The sequence below is a fragment of the Hymenobacter fastidiosus genome (assembly GCF_039539565.1).
GTDB classification, from domain to species: Bacteria; Bacteroidota; Bacteroidia; order Cytophagales; family Hymenobacteraceae; genus Hymenobacter; species Hymenobacter fastidiosus.
Genome location: NZ_BAABDJ010000034.1, coordinates 29,811 through 50,451, shown reverse-complemented (window position 1 = coordinate 50,451; position 20,641 = coordinate 29,811). Strand labels below are relative to the sequence as shown.

At 62.3% G+C, this 20,641-nt stretch carries 16 protein-coding genes; 4 read left to right on the top strand and 12 right to left on the bottom strand.

The window, feature by feature from the left end; translation table 11 throughout:
* Positions 1-3: 3 nt before the first annotated feature.
* On the bottom strand, positions 4-969 hold the full coding sequence (locus tag ABD833_RS14110; RefSeq protein WP_345073837.1) for a YitT family protein: 966 nt from the start codon (positions 967-969) through the stop codon (positions 4-6).
* A 679-nt stretch (positions 970-1,648) separates the two neighbouring features.
* Between ABD833_RS14110 and ABD833_RS14105 the strand changes: the two genes are divergently transcribed.
* From ABD833_RS14105 to ABD833_RS14090, 4 genes are all read left to right on the top strand, one after another.
* The gene (locus ABD833_RS14105; protein ID WP_345073836.1) at positions 1,649-2,227 is read left to right on the top strand and encodes a hypothetical protein; all 579 of its coding nucleotides are present in this window, start codon (positions 1,649-1,651) and stop codon (positions 2,225-2,227) included.
* A gap of 79 nt (positions 2,228-2,306) precedes the next feature.
* Positions 2,307-2,828, top strand: a complete 522-nt coding sequence (locus ABD833_RS14100) for a hypothetical protein (RefSeq protein ID WP_345073835.1) — start codon at positions 2,307-2,309, stop codon at positions 2,826-2,828.
* Positions 2,829-2,921: 93 nt separating this feature from the next.
* The gene (locus ABD833_RS14095; RefSeq protein ID WP_345073834.1) at positions 2,922-5,078 is read left to right on the top strand and encodes an ATP-binding protein; all 2,157 of its coding nucleotides are present in this window, start codon (positions 2,922-2,924) and stop codon (positions 5,076-5,078) included.
* 231 nt (positions 5,079-5,309) lie between these two features.
* Positions 5,310-5,525, top strand: coding sequence for a heavy-metal-associated domain-containing protein (locus tag ABD833_RS14090; RefSeq protein ID WP_345073832.1), 216 nt, complete (start codon positions 5,310-5,312; stop codon positions 5,523-5,525).
* A gap of 148 nt (positions 5,526-5,673) precedes the next feature.
* On the opposite strand, the gene ABD833_RS14085 is transcribed toward ABD833_RS14090, so the two are convergent.
* The 11 genes from ABD833_RS14085 to ABD833_RS14035 all read right to left on the bottom strand — a co-directional run bounded on the left by ABD833_RS14085 (position 5,674) and on the right by ABD833_RS14035 (position 20,541).
* Positions 5,674-6,831, bottom strand: coding sequence for an AIR synthase-related protein (locus ABD833_RS14085; RefSeq protein WP_345073830.1), 1,158 nt, complete (start codon positions 6,829-6,831; stop codon positions 5,674-5,676).
* A 148-nt stretch (positions 6,832-6,979) separates the two neighbouring features.
* A complete protein-coding gene (purF, locus tag ABD833_RS14080) occupies positions 6,980-8,491 on the bottom strand; it encodes an amidophosphoribosyltransferase (protein WP_345073829.1) in 1,512 nt (503 codons plus the stop codon).
* Positions 8,492-8,516: 25 nt separating this feature from the next.
* Positions 8,517-9,137 carry a phosphoribosylglycinamide formyltransferase gene (gene purN, locus ABD833_RS14075; RefSeq protein WP_345073828.1) on the bottom strand — a complete coding sequence of 207 codons (621 nt, stop codon included), beginning with the start codon at positions 9,135-9,137 and terminating at the stop codon, positions 8,517-8,519.
* 95 nt (positions 9,138-9,232) lie between these two features.
* Positions 9,233-10,522: a phosphoribosylamine--glycine ligase gene (purD, locus tag ABD833_RS14070; protein ID WP_345073826.1), complete on the bottom strand. Its 1,290-nt coding sequence runs from the start codon at positions 10,520-10,522 to the stop codon at positions 9,233-9,235.
* A gap of 70 nt (positions 10,523-10,592) precedes the next feature.
* On the bottom strand, positions 10,593-11,993 hold the full coding sequence (locus ABD833_RS14065; RefSeq protein ID WP_345073824.1) for a phosphoribosylaminoimidazolesuccinocarboxamide synthase: 1,401 nt from the start codon (positions 11,991-11,993) through the stop codon (positions 10,593-10,595).
* A 121-nt stretch (positions 11,994-12,114) separates the two neighbouring features.
* Entirely contained in the window at positions 12,115-13,641 is a 1,527-nt protein-coding gene (locus tag ABD833_RS14060) for a phosphoribosylformylglycinamidine synthase subunit PurQ (RefSeq protein WP_345073823.1), read from the bottom strand.
* 15 nt (positions 13,642-13,656) lie between these two features.
* Positions 13,657-16,749, bottom strand: a complete 3,093-nt coding sequence (locus tag ABD833_RS14055) for a phosphoribosylformylglycinamidine synthase subunit PurL (RefSeq protein ID WP_345073822.1) — start codon at positions 16,747-16,749, stop codon at positions 13,657-13,659.
* A gap of 154 nt (positions 16,750-16,903) precedes the next feature.
* Positions 16,904-17,518 (bottom strand): orotate phosphoribosyltransferase, encoded by a 615-nt coding sequence (gene pyrE / locus ABD833_RS14050; protein WP_345073821.1) that lies wholly within the window; start codon positions 17,516-17,518, stop codon positions 16,904-16,906.
* A 151-nt stretch (positions 17,519-17,669) separates the two neighbouring features.
* Positions 17,670-18,431 carry an orotidine-5'-phosphate decarboxylase gene (gene pyrF / locus ABD833_RS14045; protein WP_345073820.1) on the bottom strand — a complete coding sequence of 254 codons (762 nt, stop codon included), beginning with the start codon at positions 18,429-18,431 and terminating at the stop codon, positions 17,670-17,672.
* Positions 18,419-19,282: a dihydroorotate dehydrogenase gene (locus tag ABD833_RS14040; protein ID WP_345073818.1), complete on the bottom strand. Its 864-nt coding sequence runs from the start codon at positions 19,280-19,282 to the stop codon at positions 18,419-18,421. Before ABD833_RS14040 ends, pyrF begins: the two co-directional genes overlap by 13 nt.
* Positions 19,283-19,506: 224 nt before the next feature.
* On the bottom strand, positions 19,507-20,541 hold the full coding sequence (locus ABD833_RS14035) for an amino acid--tRNA ligase-related protein (RefSeq protein ID WP_345073817.1): 1,035 nt from the start codon (positions 20,539-20,541) through the stop codon (positions 19,507-19,509).
* Positions 20,542-20,641 lie beyond the last annotated feature (100 nt).

Below are 20,641 nucleotides of genomic sequence, written 5' to 3'. Positions count from 1 at the left end.
CCCTCAGTGTAATGCCCGCTTCTTCATCAGGCCTCCGCGCGTATCGCTGACGCTTTGCATGACCACGAAGGCGTGGGGGTCAATAGCATGTATTTCCCGGGTCAGGCTGATCACCTCCAGCCGGGTAACCACGGTGAAGATAGCCTCCACCTTGAGGTGCTGATGCCCATGCGAGCCAAAGCCCTGCGTGCATTCGGACACGGTGGCCCCGCGGTGCAGCTTATCCGTTATAAGCTGGCGGATTTCGGTGCTGTGGAAGGAAATGATGGTCAGGCTGGTGTATTCTTCGATGCCTACCAGAATAAAATCCACCGTTTTGGCCGCCGATAAGTACGCCAGAATAGAGTAAAGTGCCGTCTCGACGGAGAGCAGCCACGCCGCCACGCCAAATATCATGATGTTTATAATCAGGATGATATCCCCAATCGAGCCCGGCAGCTTGCGGCTGATGTACACGGCCAGAATCTCGGTGCCGTCGAGTACGCCGCCGCCCCGCATGGCCAACCCAATACCGGCACCCAGAAAGAAGCCGCCGAATACGGCAATCAGCAGCTTATCCTGCGTGAGGGGCGGAAACGAAACAATCAGCAGGGCCCCCGCCAAGCATAGAATAGTCAGCAGGGTCTTCAGGGCAAACGTCCGCCCAAGCTGGTAGTAGCCCAGGACGACGAAGGGGATGTTGATGACAACAATCAGCAACGACAGCGACACCCCGGTCAACTGGCTAATCAGCAACGAAATGCCGGTTACCCCGCCATCGATAAAGCCATTGGGCAGCAGAAATCCTTTCAGACCCAGAGCGGCCGAAAACACCCCGGCCAGCAAAAGCCCAAAATGAAGTAGCTTCTGCCAGATCTGCGAGGGCGACACGGCCAGTCCGGCCACGGGGCCCACCCGCGGGAACCGATCCAGATGCTGGGCCGCATCCTCAAATGGGATGGCCGTTGGCTTAAGTTTTTCAGACAGCATATCCCAGCCAAAGGCAGGTTTCCAGGCACTCTCATCGCTGAAGGCTTATTCTCCGCTCCTTCAGGCTCCGCCAATTATACCCGGCTACCGTCGGGACCAGCGCCGTCCGGCAGGCTTCTGAAGCCTGTGGGCACCACGCGCACGCGTCACTCCATCAACTCCTCTCCGTTTCCTGGAAGCCCTAAAACCACCGTGTTGAACGGAGCTTCCTTGTTCTGCTACTCCAAACCAGCCGAAACCACTACAAATATGGCAAAATATACTTACTAAAATTTTATTGTCAATCCCTGTAGCCGGCCCTCTCCTGGTGGGTTCAGCCTGATCAATAGCGGCAGGTTAGCCGCTCCCAGCGGCACGGCGGTTACTCTGGCCCGCACTTTCGCCTCCTTAGCCGGCCCCGGCGCCCGGGTAGCCTGCTGGCGGCAACGAGTCCGGATGAAATCAAGCCTGGCTGTTTGCTCAACACTTATTGGCATATTTTATATGTTATATTTTTTATTACCTTGTTACTATTATTTTTCCAGCCGGCTGCAATGACCCAGGCGCGGCCACCCACCTACCATCCCCGGAGTCAGCAGCAGCAACGACCTACCAGGACAGCAGCCGCACTTCAGCTTCCCGCTGATTTCCCGCTGATTTCTTGCTTGTCGGCGCCGTGTAGTCCTAACCACTAAAACAGATGGAACACCGTTTTTGGGTCGCTTTACCAGCCCTTTGGGGTAGCCTGAGCCTTGCCTGCCTGGCCCAGGCTCCCGCGAGCAGGAACGCACCCGACCCGGTATTCCGGTTTGCCGCCCAGAAAACTGTCGTGTATCCCATCCACGACGCCTCGCGCATCAAGGCGGCCATCGAGTGGTATTCCGGCTTCTTTGGGCAGCCGCCCGCCAAGGTTGATCTGGATAACGCGCATCCTTACGCCGTATATGAGGTAGACGGTGTGGAAGTTCGCCTTGAAACCAGCCCCCGCTTTTTGCAGCTCAAGGAACCCATATTTTACTGGGTGCTCCCCACCCCAGCCGATGTAGCGCGCAAGTACGCGGCCCTCGACGCCAATCCGGCCAATAAGTTTGAACGGGGCCTGTTCCAGCGGGTACGCCAGATTGAAGCCCGCCGCCCCGAAAGCAGCCAGTCCGGCCAAGCAGCCGGCGTCACGGAAGTAAAGGAATTTATCGTGCTGGACCCGGCCGGCAATCAGGTAGGGGTTATCAACAACCCCATCTACAAGCCGTCGCTCACCAATACGGACGTGGAGCAGTGATGGCAAGAGATATACTTCTAAAAAAGCTCTCTCAAGGCACCACTGCTGCCGCTATTACCAACCCTTACTTGTTAAAATCATGAAGAACAATCTTCTAGGTGCGGGCCTGCTGTTGGCTTGTGGGGCGCTGCTGATCGGTGGACAGCGCAAGCGGCGGAAAGGATGGCAAGCTGATATGCCTAATGGAAAGCAGGGCAAACGGAATACCCTGATTTATGTCGTTGAGGATATTGTCAGATCCGTCAAGTGGTACAATGATTTCTTTGCCGAGAACGAAAAAGCTATCTACAAGGACAACGACGGCACTGAGCTGAAATTCCCCTACGCCCTGTACAGGTTTAAGGGCATAAAAATATATTTAACCACTGATCCTGAGTACAGGAAACTCGCCCTGCCCATCTACTATTGGACAATACCAACCGAAGGGCAGATCGAAGAAGCGGATGAAGCGGAAGCTATCGGCAAAGCCCCGGCTTCCGATTCATTCGCTGATATCCGCTCTCGTTTCCTAATCCGACCGGTCATCAACGCGGAGGTAAGAGATCCATCAGGCAACCGAATCGGCATTACCAACAACCCGATTTATGTACCGACAAAGTGACTCGAAAAACAGCTTGCCGGCCCCCGGGCTAAGCCGCAGCACTAGCTAGCCATTGGCCCACATCCCTCTGTCAGAGCCCTTCGCGCTACTTCTATGAAAACTCCCCGGGCGCTCTGGCTGCTGCTGCTGCTGGCCGTATCCACGGGCAATGCTCTGGCCCAAAGCCGGGCCGCCGACAGCCTGCATCAGCTGCTGCGCAACTTCCCCCGGCCGGACACGACCCGGGTACGCCGCCTGCACGCGCTCATCAGCGAGTTGGCGGCCACCGATGCCCCGCAGGCCATTGCGCTGAGCCGACAAGCGCTGACACTTTCCCAGAGGTTGACCGATACGGTGAGTATTGGCCGCAGCCTGCTGTGGCTGAGCATTCTGCACCGACGGCTGGAGCAATATGCCCCGGCCCGGTACTACACGCGGCAGGCCCGGGAGCTGTTTGCCCAAAGCCACGACCGCCGCCGCGAGGCCCGGGCCTGCCTGGAGCTGAGCTTAATTGACGTGCAGCAGAGCAAGCCGGCTTCGGCGCTGGCCTGGGCGCTGCAAGGGCTGCCGCTGGCCGAGCAGGCCCGGGAAGAAGGGCTGCAAGCCCAGCTGCGGGGCACCATCGGCAGTATTTACTCCCAGCTGGCCGATTACACCAGCGCCCTGCCTATGCTGCGACGCGCCCTGCGCGACGGGCAGCGGCTCAACGACCAGCAGGTGGTATCGGCCGCGCTGAGCGGGCTGGCCAGCCTATCGCAGGTGCTGCGGCAATGGCCCGACGCCCGGCGCTATTTCCGGCGGGCCATTGCCGTGAGCCGACAAATGGGCGACACCCAGAACGAAACGATCAACGAAATAGGGCTGGCCGAAGTGTGTCTGGCCCAGGGCGACCTGCCGCGGGCGCGGCACCACGGGGCCCGGGCGCGGGCTCTGGTGCGGGCTACCCAGGACGACTACAACCTGCCCGCCGTGGAGTTGATGCTGGCCCGGTCGTTTCTGCTGGCCGGGCAACCCGACAGCGCCGTGGCGCTGGCCCAGCTCGGCCTAGAACGTAGCCAGCGCAGCCGCCGCAACGGCAACATCAGCAGTGCGGCCGACATTCTGGCGCAGGCCTACGCGGTCCGGCAGGACTTTGCAGAAGCCTACCGCTACCAGCGCCTGTTTTCGAGCTACCAGGATACGCTGACCGGGGACGCCGTGCAGCGCAAATCCAGCGCCTTACGCTACAATTACGAACTGGAAAAACAGCAGAGCCAGATTACGCTCCTCAATCAGACCCGCCAGCTGCAGACGCAGAAAAGCGCCCGGCAACGCCTGCAGCTCTACGCCCTGCTGGCCGGGCTAACCGGTACCGGGCTGCTGGCCGGCCTGCTCTGGCGCAACGCCCGGCTGAAGCAGCGCATCAACCGCCACCTCAACGAGAAGAATACCGAAATTGCCCTCCAGCGCGACGACCTCACCAGCACTCTGGCCAGCCTCAAGGCGGCCCAGACCCAGCTGATTCAGCGCGAGAAGATGGCCTCGCTGGGCGAGCTCACGGCCGGTATTGCCCACGAGATTCAAAACCCACTCAACTTCGTCAACAACTTCTCCGAGGTGAGCACGGAGTTGGTGGAGGAGTTTATTGATGGGCCGTGGCAGCAACTGCCCGAGGCGGAAAAAGCCTATGCCACCGAGCTGCTCGATAACCTGACCCAGAACCTGCAGAAAATAACCCACCACGGCCACCGCGCCGACAACATCGTGAAGGGAATGCTGCAGCACTCCCACGGCACCTCCGGCCAGCGCGAGCCCACCGATCTGAACACGCTGGTAACCGAGCACCTGCCCCTGGCCTATCAAAGCTTCCGGGCCAAAAACAAGGATTTTACCATCACCATCACCTCAGACTTCGATCCGCTGGTGGGCCAGGTGAAGCTGGTACCGCAGGACGTGGGCCGGGTGCTGGTAAACCTGTACGCCAACGCATTTTACGCCCAGCGACAGCGCCAGCAGTTAGGCCAGGCGGGCTACTTCCCGGAGCTTACCGTGAATACCAAACGGCTGGCTACGGAGGTACAGATCAGGGTGCGCGACAACGGCCTGGGCATGGATGCGGAAACACAGCTGAAGGTTTTCCAGCCATTTTTCACGACCAAGCCCTCCGGCGAAGGCACCGGCCTGGGCCTGTCGCTCAGCTACGATATTATTGTGGAAGGCCATGGCGGCATGCTCACCATCACCAGCCAGGAAGGGGTTGGGACCGAGGTCACCATCAGCCTGCCGGTATAGCCTCAGCTGGCTGGCAACGCAGCTGAAGGCTTCTCTTCCAGGGCGCAGCACGCCCCCCCCTCCCGGCGGCGGCTACTTCCTTCCCGCTGCGTGGGGGTAGGGCCCCGCCTGCACAATCAGCGCGGGGCGCTGATTAAAGGAAAAAGGCGGCAGAATGCTTTTACTATTTCAGACTATCGCCGTAAGCTGACTTTCATTGTTTGCTTACGCAACCAACCCTTCTATTACCCTATGCCCCAGCTCCGCTTCAAAACCAGCATCAACTGCGCCAACTGCCTGCGCGCCGTCACCCCTTTCCTCGACGCTGAGCCCAGCGTGCAGAAGTGGCAGGTTGACACCAACAATCCCGCGAAAATCCTGACCGTGGAGGGCGACAACGTCATTGCCGAGCAGGTGATGAAAGCCGTGGCCCAGGCGGGGTTCGATATTGAGCCCTTGTCCGCTTAGCAGTATCACGGCCGGGCACCAGCCGAAACCAGCCAAACCACAGACGACCAGCAAGCCCCAGCGTGTACATCCGTCAGGACTTTCTGGTCGTCTGTGGTTTGGCTGGTTTCAGCGGATGTTTCCTTCGGCTGATGCCTCGCAACGCCCGTTACGCGTAGCGTAATTCTCCCGCGCCTACTTTCAGCATGATGCCCGGCCCGGCGGTGATGTGGCCGGCTACCCGGGCTTCGTAGCCACTGGCCTGCAGGTGAGCGGCTACCGCGGCAGCCTGGGCTTCCTCCGTGACGAGCAGCATGCCGTTGCCCATGTTCCAGTAGAGGTAGGCATCAGCAGGGGTAATACCGGCCAGCTCGGTAAGCTGCTGCATGGCGGGCAGGGGCTCGAACAGGTTGGTCAGCTCGGCACCCAGGCCGTTTTTGAGGACGCGCTTGAAGTTGTCGGCCAGGCCGCCGCCGGTGATGTGGGCCGCCGCGTGCAGGGGCAGGCCCGCATCCAGCACCCGCGCCACGCCGGGCGAGTAGATGAGCGACGGGGCCAGCAGCACCTCGCCCCAGGTCGTTGGTTGGTTGTTGGTTTTTGGTTCCTGGTTTTTGGCTCCATCACCACCAATTCTTAATTCTTCATTATTAATTATTAATTCCTCCTGATAAGGCGCCAAATGCCAGTTGTCGCCATACAGGTTTTGGAGCGTGCGCCGGGCCAGGGAAAAGCCGTTGGAGCGGAAGCTGGGCGAACGAAGCGCAACTACGGCCATACCGGCTTTCACGGCCGCGCCGCTGAGGGGCCGCTCCAGGCTGGGGTGCAGGCTGCCAATGGCTGTGGAGCACCAGTTGAAATTCATGCGGGCACCCGGCCAGCCGCCGATGCGGTTGCCCAGCTCGGCAATTTCGCCGCCTGTAATAGCCATTTCCGCGAAGTTGCAGGCGTCGTGCAGGCCGCGCATCAACTCGTCAATCACGCCGTAGTCGAGCGTGTTCACGTCGATGATGTTCGACAGGTTCGTGGGCACGAAGCCGCCCACGATAAGGTCGTCGGCGGTCATGGCCACCAGGTCGTAGCCCAGGGTATCGAACCTGCCTACCCGCTCCGCCACTTCAATCTTGGTGCCGATGCCATCGGAAGAAATGCCCAGCCGGGCGTTGCCGAAGCGGATTTCGTTGGCGAAGCCGCCCTCCAGATCCTGGGCGGCCTCGCCGGGCTGGCCGGCGCGGTTGGCGAAGGTCTTCTTCGACCAGGCGTAGGCGTTGCGGGAGCATTCGTTGCCGAGGTCGATATCGTAGCCGGCGGGTTTCTGGGAGGATGACATACGTCGTATGTGTGTTTACTTTTTTGAACGTCATGCTGAGCCTGCCGAAGCATCTCGCGTGCTGACGTATGACTACTTTGGCAACATCAGCACGCAAGATTCCTCGGCTTCGCTTGGAATGACGTTCTTTTTGGAGTTCAATTCCACTTTAGTGCTCCGTGGGTTCCGGGGCCTTGGCGCTGACGGAGGGAATCACGTCGCCGCGGTCCTTCTTGTCTTTGGCGCGGTGGCTGGTCCGCTCCTCCTGGATGTGGCGCAGGTACTTGGTCACGTCGCCGGTGGGGTAGTGGCCGGTGAAGCAGGCGAAGCAGCTGCCGCCGTTGCCCTTGTCCTCGGCAAACAGCTCTTGCAAATCCTCTACCGACTGATAAATTACCCGGTCGGCGCCGATATAAGCGCAGATTTCCTCCTCCGTGTGGTTGGCCGCAATCAGGTCGGTGCTCATGGCCATGTCGATGCCGTAGATGCAGGGGCTGATGATGGGCGGGGCGCTGGAAATGAAGTACACTTCGGACGCCCCGGCATCGCGCAGAATCTGCACGATGCGCCGCGACGTGGTGCCGCGCACGATGCTGTCGTCGACCACGGCAATCTTCTTGCCCTCCACGAAATCGCGGATCGGGTTGAGCTTTTTCTTGACGATATCCTCCCGGCCCGCCTGGCTGCTCACGATAAAGGAGCGGCCCATGTGGTTGTTCTTCACCAACGCCCGCCGGTAGGGCACGCCAATGGCTTCGGCCAGCCCGGACGCCGCGAAGTAGCCCGACGAGGGCACGTCAATCACCATATCGGGCTGAATACCCGACTCGATAACCTTGCGGGCCAGCAGCTTGCCCAAACGCACCCGCTCCCGGGCTACCAGCCGGCCGTGAATTACGGAGTCCTCGCGGGCAAAATAGATGTGCTCGAACACGCAGAAGTGCTTGGGCAGGTTGTACGGATTCTTGTAATGAACCTGGAAATCCTTGTCGATAAATACCGCCTGCCCCGGCCCCACGTTTTTGATGAAGTCGAAGCCGAGGTAGTCGAAGCAGGTGCTTTCGGAGGCGAAGGCGTAGATGGGGCCTTTCGGCGTTTCGCGGCGGCCCAGCACCAGCGGCCGGATGCCCAGCGGGTCGTTGAAGGCCAGCAAGCCGTAGCCGGCAATAACGGTGATAGTGGCATACGCGCCTTTCACCAGCTCCTGAGTCGTTTCCACGGCATCGAAGATGTCGACCACCGAAATATGGTCGAGGTCCTTGAGGCGCAGCTCCGAGGCGAAGGTGTACATGATCAGCTCCAGGTCGTTGCTGGTCTTGGGCAGCACGTGGTACTTCTCGTGCAGGCGCTTGGCTACCTGGCGGAAGTTGATGACGTTGCCGTTGTGCACCATCGAAAGGCCAAACGGGTAGCTGGTGGTGAAGGGCTGGGCCAGCTCCGAGTCGCCGGAGCCCTGGGTGGTGTAGCGGGCGTGGCCGATGCCGATGTTGCCCTTGAGCTTCTTGAGCTGCTTGGGCTTGAAGACGTCGGAAATCAGGCCGTTGCCCTTGCAGAGGTGGAAGTTGTCGTCGAAGGTGGCAATGCCGGCGGCATCCTGCCCACGGTGCTGCAACGCGGTGAGGCCGAACACGATGTCGTGGGCAACATCATCGGGACCGTAAAAACCTACTATTCCGCACATGAGCTTCGCAATTAAGAATTAGGAATTAAGAATTAGGAATTGAAGGCGGGAAACGGGCACCCTTTTCATCGGCCTTAGCTCTTAACTCACTGTTTATCAACTGGGCCAGCGTAGCCGCGTACAGCTGGTGCTCCACGGCCAGGCCGCGGCGCTCCACTTCGGCCAGCGTGGCCGCCCCGCGCAAATCCACCGCTTGCTGGGCGAGGATGGGTCCGGTGTCGAGTCCTTCGTCAACCAGATGCACGGTGATTTTGGTTTCCGGCAGCTGATTATCAAAGGCCCACTCGTAGGCGTGCAGACCCTGGTGCTGGTGGGTATCGGCGGGGTGAATGTTGAGGATGCGTCCCGCAAAGGCCCGGATGAAGGTGGGCGACAGAATCCGCATGTAGCCCGCCAGCACGAGGTAATCGGGGGCGTAGCGGTTCAGCAGGGCCACCACTTCAGCATCAAACTCCGCCCGCTTCTTCCCCTGACTGGCCAGGCTGGCCGTGGCGCAGCCCAGCGCCGCGGCCGTAGCGAGGCCGGGGGCGGCGGGCTTGTTGCTGAACACCACGGCTACCTCAGCCAGACCCTGGAGTATTCCCTTCTGCCCGGCCTCGACCAGCGCCACCATGTTGGAGCCCCGACCCGAGAGCAGAATAGCCACGCGCGTAACCCCTCCCCCGGCCCGGCCCCGAAAGGGAGGGGTGCCAGACGAAGAAACGTCAGAGGGTGGTGTTACGCTATGTTCCGTTTCCTTCTTCACCGCACTTCACTGAAAATACCCGTTGGCTCCGGCCGCTGGCCGATATCGGTACGGAGGTACGCACCCTGAAACTTAATCTTGTCGGCTTCCCGATATACGTGCGTCACCGCGTCTTCCAGCTCGGGCGCGTGCCCGACCAGCACCAGCACCCGGCCGCCGCTGGTCACCAGCTGGCCGTCCTGCCGGCGGGTGGCCCCGTGGAAGGCGAGGATGCTCGGGTGCAGCTGGTCGAGGCCGGTGATGGGGAAGCCGGTGGGAAAGCCCGCGGCGGGGTAGCCGCCCGAAGCCAGCACCACGCCCACGTAGCAGCCGGGCCGCTGGCGCACCACGGTCTTGCTCAGCCGGCCATCCAGCGTAGCTTCAATAAGTTCGAGTAAACTGCTTTCCATAGCCGGCAGCAGCACTTCCGCTTCCGGGTCGCCGAGGCGGACGTTGTATTCGAGCAGCTTCGGGCCCTGGGGCGTGAGCATGATGCCGAAGTAGAGGAAGCCGCGGAAGTCGAACTGCTCGTTCTGCAGGCCGCGCAGCGTGGGGTCGATGATGTCGGTGCGGATGGCGGCCAGCACGTTATCGTCGCAGAACGGGACGGGGCAGTAGGCACCCATGCCGCCGGTGTTGGGGCCCTGGTCGCCGGCCCGCAGCTGCTTGTGGTCCTGCGACGGGGCCAGCAGCCGGATCCGGTTACCGTCGGTGACGCCGATGATGCTGATTTCGGGGCCGGCGAGCTTTTCTTCGAGCAGGAAGCTGAACCAGCCGGTGTGCTCGGCCTGCAAGTCATCCAGCGCGGCCTGGGCTTCGGCTACCGACGAGCACACGTACACGCCCTTGCCGGCAGCCAGCCCGTCGTATTTCACCACCACCTGCCCATTCAGCTCGGTGGCTTTGGCGCGGGCATCGGCCAGCTTATCACTCCGGTACTGCCACGACAGGGCCGTGGCCACGCCGTGCCGCCGCATGAAGTCCTTGCTCCACACCTTGGAGCTTTCCAGTATCGCCCCCGCCCGGCCCGGCCCAAACACGCGGATGTCGGAGCCGGCGAAGTAGTCGACCACGCCCGCCGCCAGCGGCGCTTCAGGCCCGACCACAATGAGCTGCACGCCGTGTTGCCGGCAGAAGCTCTGGATGGCGGGAAAGTCGGTGGCGCTGATGTCGGGGTGGCTGTTGGGAATGCCGCCGTTGCCGGGCAGCACGTGCACGGTGGCCCCGTCGCGGGTCAGCTTCCACGCCATGGCGTGTTCCCGGGCCCCGCCGCCGAGGAGTACTATAGATTTGGGACTGGTGCTCATGTGATGTTCTCGTATTGGTTCCCGCAGAGGGCGCAGAGGGTTTCGCGGAGGTTCGCAGCGTCGTTCTTGATTACAGCACCCGCAGCTCCGCGTCGGCCGCTCTCAGCTTGGCTTTGGTGACCAGGATTTCTTTCGACAGCTGTTCCCGCAGGCGGGGCAGGTTCAGAGCGCGCACGGCCGCTTGCGCCGCATTATCGGGGCGCACTACGGTCAGGTTGGGCGTGCCGCTGGGCATGATCACCGACGAGTTCAGGTTCATGGCCAGCTCGGCGTAGTCCTTCCACGGCGGGCAGCTGATGACGGGCACGTTCACGTTGGCAGCCAGTGCCCCGCCGAGGCAATTCGACAGGCCGGCCACGGCGATGATGACGCCGGGCTCCACCGAGTTGTTCCACACCGCCGCCATGCCGGCAATTTCTTCGCCGTTCTTGTGGGCCGAGGTCACGCGCAGCTGGGTGAAGATGTTGTAGGCCTCGAAGTTCTGGCGGATCTTCAGGCAGTGCTCCTTGTCGGCCGCCGAGCCCATCACGATGTTCACCCAGGCATCCTTCATGATGCCGGCCCGCACGAGGTTGCCCACAAGGCGGGCCCGCACGTCGCCGCCGGTGGTCATTTCGGTGCCGGTGGGCAGCGGAGCGCCGGTGATGCGCTCAAAGATGTTGAGGTAGCGGCGGCTGGCTTCCTGAGCTACTTCCGGAGTGAGGGCGCGGGGGTACTGGCCGTCCTGCTTGTTCTGAATCAGCCACTGGCGCACGTACTCCTTGTCCATCTGCTCGGCCGTTTCGGGGTTGCGGGCGTAGTCCTCGGCGCTCCAGAACCGCGACGAGTCGGGCGTGTGGATTTCGTCGATCAGGATCAGCTCCCCGTTCAGCAAGCCGAACTCGTACTTGGTATCGACCAGGATGATGCCCCGCTCGGCCATCCAGGCGGAGGCGAAGTGGAACAGCTCCAATGACTTCACCCGCATCTGCTCGTATAGCTCGGCCGCTACCCAGCCCTCGCGCACCAGGTTTTCGGGCGTGATTTCGCGGTCCGAATCCTCTTTCGTCGTCGGCGTCACGATGGGCGCCGGGAACTGCTGGTGCTTGGTCAGGCCGTCGGGCACCGACACGCCCGAGAAAGTGCGCTGGCCTTTCTGGTAGCCGCGCAGCATGGAACCGGTGATGTAGTCGCGCACTACCATCTCCACCCGAATCGGCTCGGCCTCCTGGGCCAGGGTCACGTTCGGGTCGAGCAGCTCGATGACGTGGTTGGCAATGATGTGGCGGGTTTTGTCGAACCAGAAGGCGGCCAAGCCATTCAGCACCGCGCCCTTGTGGGCAATGGGTGTTTCGAGCACCGAGTCGAAGGCTGACAGCCGGTCCGTCACCACGATGAGCCGCTCCCCGGAAGGCGCGCGGTAGGAGTCGCGGACTTTGCCGCGATGCAGGAGCTCGAGCTGGGGAGTTACGAAGTGGTTGAGAGTGTTCATATGTAGCCCCACCCCCCGGCCCCCTCCCCTGCGGGGGAGGGGGAGCCTGACGACTTTTGCGAGAGGTGCTTTGGAGAGTTTAAGGTTGGATTTTGCTTGATTTTGGGTGATTCATCCTGAGTTACGAAGCTGATGCAGGGTCCAGGTGCTGACGAATCGTTGCCAGCACTTCGGGAAGCTGCTGTATTACCTGATGATTCGGGAAGCGCAGCACCTGGTACCCGTGCTGCTGTAGTAGGTCGGTGCGGGCCTGGTCGTAGTCGGCCTGTTCAGGGTGCTGGTGAATTTCCCCATCTACTTCCACAATCAGCTTATCGGCCAGGGTCACGAAATCGACGATGTAGCCGGCAATGGTATGCTGGCGCCGAAAGGCCACGCCAAGCTTTTCGCCGCGTACGGCCTGCCATAGCGCGTCCTCCGCCGGCGTAGGGTTCTTCCGCATTTCCCGGCCATATACCTTGAGGGTTTCCCACTTACCGCCGCTTGCGGCCGTGAATACGTCCTGCTCAATGGAAGTGAGTAATCCTTCCGCCCGCCGCCCGCGCCGCTCATAATAAGCCCCCGCCTCCTCCTCCAGAGAATCAGATTTGCCGTCAGGCTCCCCCTCTCCCAAAGGGGAGGGGGCCGGGGGGTGGGGCTGGATGTGCGCCACAATATTCCGGAACAGCCTTAACCCGTCGCCTTCTTCGGAAATAGCAGGATTCGCGCGCTTGCGCCGGGCCCAGTCGGGGTGGTTGTAGAGCGAGAGGAAGGCCTCGGGGTGGGGCATCAGCCCGAACACCTGCCCGGTGGTATCAGTCAGGCCGGCGCAGTTCAGGTCGGCGCCGTTGGGGTTGTGCGGGTACACATCGGTGGGCGAGCCGTCGAAGTCGACGTAGGAAAGGCAGTTCAGGGCCTGGGCTTCGATGGCGGCCAGCGTGTCGGCGCCCGAGATAATCAGGCGGCCTTCGCCGTGGCGCACGGGCACTTCCAGCGTGTCGATGCCTTTCAGGAAGGGTGAGTTTGACTCGGGGTTGACTTTCAGGCGTACCCAGCGGTCCTCGTAGCGGCCCGAAGCATTATGCGTCAACGTCACTTCCGGCGTCACGGTGCCGCTCAGGTCAGGGAGCAGCCCGAGCTTGACCAGCACCTGAAAGCCGTTGCAGATGCCCATCACGAACTTGCCGTCGGCAATGAAGTCGCGGATGTCGTCGAGCAGGGTGCGGCCCCCGGCATTTTTGCGGTAGCGCAGCTTGTTGGCCAGCACTACGCCCGAACCCAGATCGTCGCCGAAGCTGAAGCCCCCGGGGAAGTTCAGGATGTCGTAGTCGTGGATGCTGACGTGGCCGTGCAGCACCTGGTTGAGGTGCACGATGGTGGCTTCCGCGCCGGCCAGCGTATAGGCCGCGGCAAATTCCTCCTCACAGTTGATGCCGAACCCGGTCAGAATCAGGGCCCGGACCGGGGTTTGGTTTTTGGTTTTTGGTTTTTCGACCGACGACTGGTCTTCCGCGCCGGGCAGCGGCTCCGTAGATTCGTGGCCACCGTCGACGCTTTTGAAGCCGGGCAGCTTGATGTTGCCTTCCGTATCCACGACCTCATAGCCCGGGTCTTCGTGCTGGGGCCGCGGGGGCGTGTTCTGATCGGGCAGTTTAGGTTTCTCTTCCATCTGTTCTACTACGCGTTACTGCGCGGCTGCGTGCTGGCCGAAGCCGATAATTCGATTCACCGGGCCGTTGGTCCACGCGTGCCGCAGGGCCGCCGTACTAGCCGCAATAACAGTCTGGCCGCCGTGGCGCACTGTGAGCTGACCGTCCGGCATCACCACGCCCAGACGAGTAGCCCGGGGGCCGAAGTGCTGCTCAAACGCCACCACATCTTCCGGCGCCACCGTGGCCACAAACCGGGAATGAGACTCCGAAAACAGCTGCGTATGCACCGGCAGGCCCCCTCCCCAAAAGGGAGGGGTGCCAGACGTAATCGTGGAGTCTTGGTCAGAGGCTAACGTAAGCCCCTCGCTTTGGGGGAGGGGTTGGGGAGGGGTTGCCGGCAGCTCTACCGCCGCCCCACAGCCGTAGCCAAACGTAGCCTCCGCCAGCGCCACGGCCAGCCCGCCATCCGACAGGTCGTGGCAGGACTGGATCAGCCCTTTATCGTTGGCCTGACCCATCAGAATGTAGAGGGCTTTAGCCGGCGCGAAGCGTACCTGGGGCACGTTGGCGCCCAGCTCGCCGAAGAGCTGGTAGAACTCCGAGCCGCCCAGCTCATCGTAGGTTTCGCCCAGCAAATAAATGACGTCGTCGGCCTGCTTGAAATCAGAGGTGATGGTGCGGCGTACGTCCTCAATTTTGGCGGTCATCGAGTACAGCACCGTGGGCGGTACCGAAATCTTGACGCCGTCGGCCTTGAAGTCGTTTTTCATCGAGTCCTTACCCGAGGTGAGCGGGATGCAGTAGGCCGCCGTGGCATCGCGCAGGGCTTCGCACATGCGCACCAGCTTGGCCAGCTTGAGCTTGCCGTCGGGGTTGCCCACGGCATCGTACACCGAGTCGGGCACGCAGAAGTTGTCGTTGACGGACCAGAAGTTGCCGTCGCCGTACGTGAGGTTGGGCAGCTTCCCTCCTACCGCCACAATCTGGCGCACGGCCTCGTCGAAGGCCCCGGCCGACATGTGGTAGGCGTCCAGGTCGCCGAAGCGGGGCAGAATGCCGTTGCTTACGGCCACGCCTTCCCACGTTTCGAAGTTGAAGCGGACCACCGCCGCATCCTGCGGCGCCTGACCCGTGGCACCCATCAGCGGCTTGATGATGGTGCGGCCCTTCACCTCGTGGTCGTACTGCCGGATCACCGACTCGCGGGAGCAGATGTTAAGTGAGCCGAGCAGGCGGGTGAGGACGTCGGTGTAATTCAGGTCAGCCGCCAGTTTTGGCTCGGCGGCCTCCGGCTTGCGCCACTCGGCTTCCAGCACTTTACGTGGTACGCCTTCGTGCAGGAATTCCATATCCAGGTGAGCCACCGACGCGCCGTCGAAGCGCACATCGAGGTAGCCGTCGGCGGTGAAGTAGCCGATGTCGGTCAGCTCCACTTCCATTTCCCGGCCCAGGGCCAGCAGGTCGTCCAGCCTGGCGGGCTCCACGGCCAGCGAAAACCGCTCCTGCGACTCCGACACAAAGATTTCCCAGGGCCGCAGCCCCGGATACTTCAGCGGCACCTTTTCCAGCTCGACTACCGCTCCGCCGCTGATGGTAGCCAGCTCGCCGATACTGGACGACAGGCCGCCGGCGCCGTTGTCGGTACTGCACTTGATCAGACCGCGCCGCGTAGCCAGGATCAGAAAGTCCATGGCCAGCTTCTGCGTGATGGGCGAGCCAATCTGCACGGCCGTGGCGGGGGAGGTTTCGTCCAGCTCGATGCTGCTGAACGTGGCGCCGTGGATGCCATCCTTGCCCACCCGGCCGCCGGCCATGATGATGCGGTCCTGGGCGTCAATTTTCTTTTCCCACGAATCCAGCCCGGCCAGCTGCATCGGCATTACGGCCCCGGTGCCGCAGTACACCAGCGGCTTGCCGGCGTAGCGGTCGTCGAACACAATGGCCCCGTTCACCGTGGGCACTCCCGACTTGTTGCCGCCGTCTTCGATGCCCTTGCGCACACCTTCGAAAATGCGGCGCGGGTGAAGCTGGTTGGTCAGCAGCGTGCCCGAAAACTCGGGGTTGCCAAAGCACAGCACGTTGGTATTGAACAGCAGCCGGGCGCCCCCGATGCCGGTGGCCAGCGGGTCGCGGTTGTTGCCCAGAATGCCGGTAATGGCCCCGCCATAGGGGTCGATGGCCGAAGGGGAGTTGTGGGTTTCGACCTTCCAGACAAACAGCGACTCGGGGTTGATGCGCACGGCCCCGGCGTTGTCGCTGAATACCTTGATGAGCCAGTCGTTGCCGTTGGCCCGCAGCTGGCGGTCTACTTCGGCGGTGGCGTCCTTGATGTAGGTCTTGAACAGGCCGTCTACTTCGTGCGTCGCGCCGGTGTCGGCGTCGGTGTACTTGATGAGAGCCGAAAACTCCTTGTGCTTGCAGTGCTCCGACCAAGTCTGGGCAATAATTTCCAGCTCGCAGTCCGTCGGGTCCTGGGGCAGCCCGGCGGCCTGCCGCTCGGCACTGATGGCCCCGTAATGGTCGCGCACGGCCCGCATTTCCTCCAGGTTCAGGGCGTAGAGGTTATCTCTCGACAGCCTGATCAGCTCCTCGTCGGTGAGGCTGGTCAGCGGGACGAGGTCCGTAATCGGTTCGGCCCCGCCACCGGGCCGCGGGGTGTAGTCGCGGATGTAGGTGATGGGGCCGGTTTCGAAGCGGTTGATGAGCTTGTTGCCGAGCAGCTCCTGAGCCAGCCGGCGCAGGCTACTTTCGGGCAGGGCCGCTTCCAGGAAGTAGAGCCGCTTGCTGAAGATGTGCTGGGTGTGGATGTCGAGCGGCTCGTTCAGAAAGTCGCCGAGGGCGTTCTGGGCCGAGATGCCTTCGTCGTCGGTTACGCCGGGCAGCTTAGCCACCAGGATGTAGCTCTGGTAGTCGGGGCCGTGGCGAAACTCATTCAGGACCACGTCGTGCAGCACCGGGTCCTGGAGGCAGTGGGTGGCGAAGGCCTGAAGCTGAGCGCGGCTCAGGGGGTAGCGCACCGTGTAGAGCGCCGTGCTTTGCACCCGGCCGGTAGTCAGGCCGAGGTGGCGCTGGGCGGCTTCGGCGATGCGCTGGCCCTCGCCATCGTGTTGGCCGGGCTTAAGCAAAAGCTGGATGGTTCTTGGGGTCGATTCCAAAAGGAGGTGTTTGTCTATTTTTCGGGTTTCCCACGCGTGGCACCAGCGCCACCGTGAGGAAGCATACTCTGGACTGAGTACGCCGAAAATGCCTTGCTTCGGCACCGGTTGTGCCGCAGTAGGTTTAAGAAAACGCTTTGTCGGGCCGACTGCCCGGCTTTACCACCGGAATAGCGGCCCGGCACAGCGGGCACTCATCGGGTGCGTAGGTAGCCGCCGTTACCGGCAGCAGGGCAAAGTTCGGAAAACTTAGCTCAGCATTGCCCCCCGTGCGGTCAATTAAACTCCCGACGGCCAAAATTTCTGCGCCCAGGCTGGTCAGCAGGCGGGCTACTTCGTTGGTGCTCTTCCCGGTAGTCACCACGTCTTCGGCAATGACGATTTTCTGCCCCGGTTCAATGGTGAAGCCGCGCCGCAAGGTCATCTGGCCCGCGTCGTCGCGCTCCGTGAAAATGCCGGGGACGCCCAGCTGCCGGGCCAGCTCGTAGCCAATCACCACCCCGCCCATGGCCGGCCCCACCACCACGTCGGGCTGCAGGCCCGCGGCTCGTAGCTGCCGGGCCAGCTCCGCCGCGGCCGGCGCGGCCAGATCGGGGCGGCGCAGAAAGCGGGCGCACTGCACGTAAGTATCGGAGTGCAGACCGGAGGACAGGCGGAAGTGCCCGCGCAGCAGCGCATCTTCCCGGAGCAGTTGCTGCTCCAGAGTAGCGGGGGAAAAGGAGGTTGGGATGGAAGGCAAGAGTGATAATATGTGCTGTTGAAAAAGAACGTCATGCTGAGCTTGTCGAAGCATCTCGCGTGCTGACGGCAGATTAGTAATTCAACGAAGCGGGCGAGATGCTTCGACAAGCTCAGCATGACGCCATTTCAGCATGACATTATGCATAGCACTACACCGCTACCGGCCGAAACTGGTTGATCTGCGCGACCAGCTCCCGCGCCGTGGCGCCGGCATCCGCCGCCTGCCACAACGCCCGCGACGTATTGATGAGCAGCCCTGAACCATCCGGCCGCAGGCCGGCGCGGAGAGTTGCGGCCAGATCACCGCCCTGGGCACCCACGCCGGGCACCAGAAACCACTGCTCCGGGCTCAGGCTGCGCAGCCGGGCTACGGCCGCGGCATTCGTCGCGCCTACCACCAGCCCGATGCCGCCGTGTTCCTCGTCGAGCTTGCGGGCCACGCCGGCGGCGCAGTCGGAAAGGTAGCCGCCACGGGTCAGGGCCACATCCTGGAGGGAGTGCACGGGTTGGTTGGAGGTTTTGGCCAGCACGAACACCATCTTGCCGGGCCGGGCGAAGGGCACGATGGCGTCGTCGCCCATGTAGGGGTTCACCGTCACGCCATCGGCCCCTACCACGTCGTAGGCGAAGCGGGCGTAGTGGTCGGCGGTGTTGGCAATGTCGCCGAACTTGCCGTCCAGAATCACCGGAATACCGGCGGGAACACGCCGCACGGTTTCGCGCAGCAGCTTTACGCCGTCTTCCCGGCTCAGGAAAAAGGCCAGGTTGGGCTTGAAGGCGGCGGCATACCCGCTGGTCTGGTCAATAACTTCGGCCAGCCGGTGGGCGGCCTGGGTGTCGTCGCCCACGGGGTCGAGGCCCACGCACAACAGCGTATTGGCGTGCTGCACCCGGTGAATCAGCTTTTCCATCGCGTCGATATAATTTCAGGTTTGAGGTTGGCGCATTCGGCCGCCAGCCGGGCCGTCAGGCCGGGTTCCAGCCATTCGCCGCTGGCAATCTGCACGGCGCTGGCGCCCACGCGCAGGTAGTCGGCAACGTGGCCGGCCGTGAAGATGCCGCCCGTACCAAAAATCGGGAGCGTAATCTGCTCGTCGTGGGCCAGCTCATACACGCAGCGCAGCGCCACCGGGCGCAGCGCCTCCCCCGACAGGCCGCCCACCAGCGGCTCGGCCGTGGCATCGTCGGGCAGGTGGAGCGACTTCAAAATATTGGTAGCGGCCAGCACCGTGGCGCCGCCCTGCTGGGCCCCCAGGGCCAGGCCCCGGATATGGTCGGGCCACGGTGGCAGCTTCACCACGATACTGGCTGCCGGGCCCAGCTCATTACGCACGGCCTCGGTGGCCTCGCGCACAAACCGGGGCGTGATGTCGGCTCCCTGGCCCGTATCCGAGCAGGTGATGTACACTTCCACGCCCGCAATCTGGCGGCCGACTTCGCGCTGCAGGAAGCGGGCAATCTTGCGGAAGCCGGGGATACCCGGGGCCGTGATGCTGACCAGCACCGGCACGCCGTAGCGCAGCAGGTGAGGCAAATGCTCCTGCACCAGAATTTCGGCGCTTTCGGTGCGCATGTTGGTGGCGTTGAGCAGGGTTTGCTCATTCACCTGCCAGATGCCTTCCTCGTACAGCCCCGGCCGGGGCTCCATGGTGACGGTACGGGTGAAAATAGCACCCAGCCGCTCATAACCGGCCCCCTCCAGCTGCCAGGCGGCGGCGGCCAGGCAGATGGGATTTTGCAGCGTAAGAGTTCCTAGTTGCATGAGTTCGCGCGTTAAATACCAGTGCCCTCCAGAGCTGACGAAGACTTCTGAAAGCGGGGGGCAGCCTCTTTTCTCACCAGAAACCCACCATCCCGTTCTTCAGCATACGCTTCGCCGGCTCAGGACGGCCTATATACTTTGTCCGGACCGGCAGCCGGTCAAAAGCTCAGCCGCCGTAAAAGCAGAACACCCGGTAGAAACCAGGCGTTCTGTCAGGCAGTTCGTTAGATAACGTTGTCGCGGTTGATCAGGAACGGCACGCAGTCCCGGATGTCGGTCTGGCCGAGGATGAACTGGGCCACGCGGGCCATGCCCACGCCGGCCCCCGAGTGCAGCTTCACGTCGTGCTCTTGGTGGAAGTCGATGTACCAGTCAAAGTCCGACAGCTTCATGCCCTGCCGCAGCAGGCCTTCCAGCATCGAGGACGTCACCAGCTTGTGGCGCAGCTTCTCGGCGTCGTACTCGCGCTCGGCGGAGCCGGCCGATTCGCCGGCCAGGGGCAGCAGCAGGTCGGAGGAGTTTACCACCCGCGGGTCGTCGTCGTTGTTGCGCATGTTGAAGAACTTGATGTCGGCGGGGTAGTGCGTCACGAACATCGGACCCATCAGCTCGGTCAGGCGACCTTCGTGCGGCGCCTCGAGGTCGTCGCCCCACGCCAGCTCGGGGAAGCCTTCCGTTTTGAGCAGCTCCACGGCGTCGGCGTAGGTCATGCGCTCAAAGGTGAGGTTGGTCAGGTCGGCGGCGTCGCGGCCGAACAGGGCCAGCTCCTTGGCGCAATCCTGGGCTACTTGCTTCGAAGCCGTAGCGACGATACCAGCCAGGTGGCCGAGCAGCTCGTCGAGGCCCCCTACGTGCTCGATTTCAAACAGGCTGAACTGCGCCAGGCGGCGGTTGTCGGCGTTCAGCTCCTTGCGGAAGCTCTGGATTTCGCCGTACACGCGGCCGCCTTCCACGGCCTGGGTCAGCATCTCGATGTAGAGCTGGTTGGACTGAGGCAGGAACATCTTCTTGCCGTCGTACCAGTCGATGGTGAACAGCGTGTCGGTGTTTTCGCAGGCGCCGGTTACGCCCACAATGTGGGGCATGTTGTGAATAGCCAGGAAGCCTTCCGACTCGACATACTTACGGGCACCGCGAATCATGGCATCCCATACTTTGATCACGGCCATCCGCTTGGGGTCCGTGCTCAGGTTTACGTTGCGGGTGGCGACGGGAGCGGCGGCTACCATCTGCTGGGCGAGGGTTGGCGTATCGTTCATGAGGTTACCGGGTGGGAGTAAGTAGGCCGAAGGAATTAGTTTGACTTATCAGCACGTCATGCTCATCTGGCGTCCGCGAAGTCGAAGCATCTCTACCGCT

What these genes read in the sequence shown, in the direction of transcription:
- ABD833_RS14110 (WP_345073837.1), bottom strand. Translation starts at nt 969, where the DNA reads ATGCTGTCTGAAAAACTTAAGCCAACGGCCATCCCATTTGAGGATGCG.
- ABD833_RS14105 (WP_345073836.1), top strand. Translation starts at nt 1,649, where the DNA reads ATGGAACACCGTTTTTGGGTCGCTTTACCAGCCCTTTGGGGTAGCCTG.
- ABD833_RS14100 (WP_345073835.1), top strand. Translation starts at nt 2,307, where the DNA reads ATGAAGAACAATCTTCTAGGTGCGGGCCTGCTGTTGGCTTGTGGGGCG.
- ABD833_RS14095 (WP_345073834.1), top strand. Translation starts at nt 2,922, where the DNA reads ATGAAAACTCCCCGGGCGCTCTGGCTGCTGCTGCTGCTGGCCGTATCC.
- ABD833_RS14090 (WP_345073832.1), top strand. Translation starts at nt 5,310, where the DNA reads ATGCCCCAGCTCCGCTTCAAAACCAGCATCAACTGCGCCAACTGCCTG.
- ABD833_RS14085 (WP_345073830.1), bottom strand. Translation starts at nt 6,831, where the DNA reads ATGTCATCCTCCCAGAAACCCGCCGGCTACGATATCGACCTCGGCAAC.
- purF (WP_345073829.1), bottom strand. Translation starts at nt 8,491, where the DNA reads ATGTGCGGAATAGTAGGTTTTTACGGTCCCGATGATGTTGCCCACGAC.
- purD (WP_345073826.1), bottom strand. Translation starts at nt 10,522, where the DNA reads ATGAGCACCAGTCCCAAATCTATAGTACTCCTCGGCGGCGGGGCCCGG.
- ABD833_RS14065 (WP_345073824.1), bottom strand. Translation starts at nt 11,993, where the DNA reads ATGAACACTCTCAACCACTTCGTAACTCCCCAGCTCGAGCTCCTGCAT.
- ABD833_RS14060 (WP_345073823.1), bottom strand. Translation starts at nt 13,641, where the DNA reads ATGGAAGAGAAACCTAAACTGCCCGATCAGAACACGCCCCCGCGGCCC.
- pyrF (WP_345073820.1), bottom strand. Translation starts at nt 18,431, where the DNA reads ATGGAAAAGCTGATTCACCGGGTGCAGCACGCCAATACGCTGTTGTGC.
- ABD833_RS14040 (WP_345073818.1), bottom strand. Translation starts at nt 19,282, where the DNA reads ATGCAACTAGGAACTCTTACGCTGCAAAATCCCATCTGCCTGGCCGCC.
- ABD833_RS14035 (WP_345073817.1), bottom strand. Translation starts at nt 20,541, where the DNA reads ATGAACGATACGCCAACCCTCGCCCAGCAGATGGTAGCCGCCGCTCCC.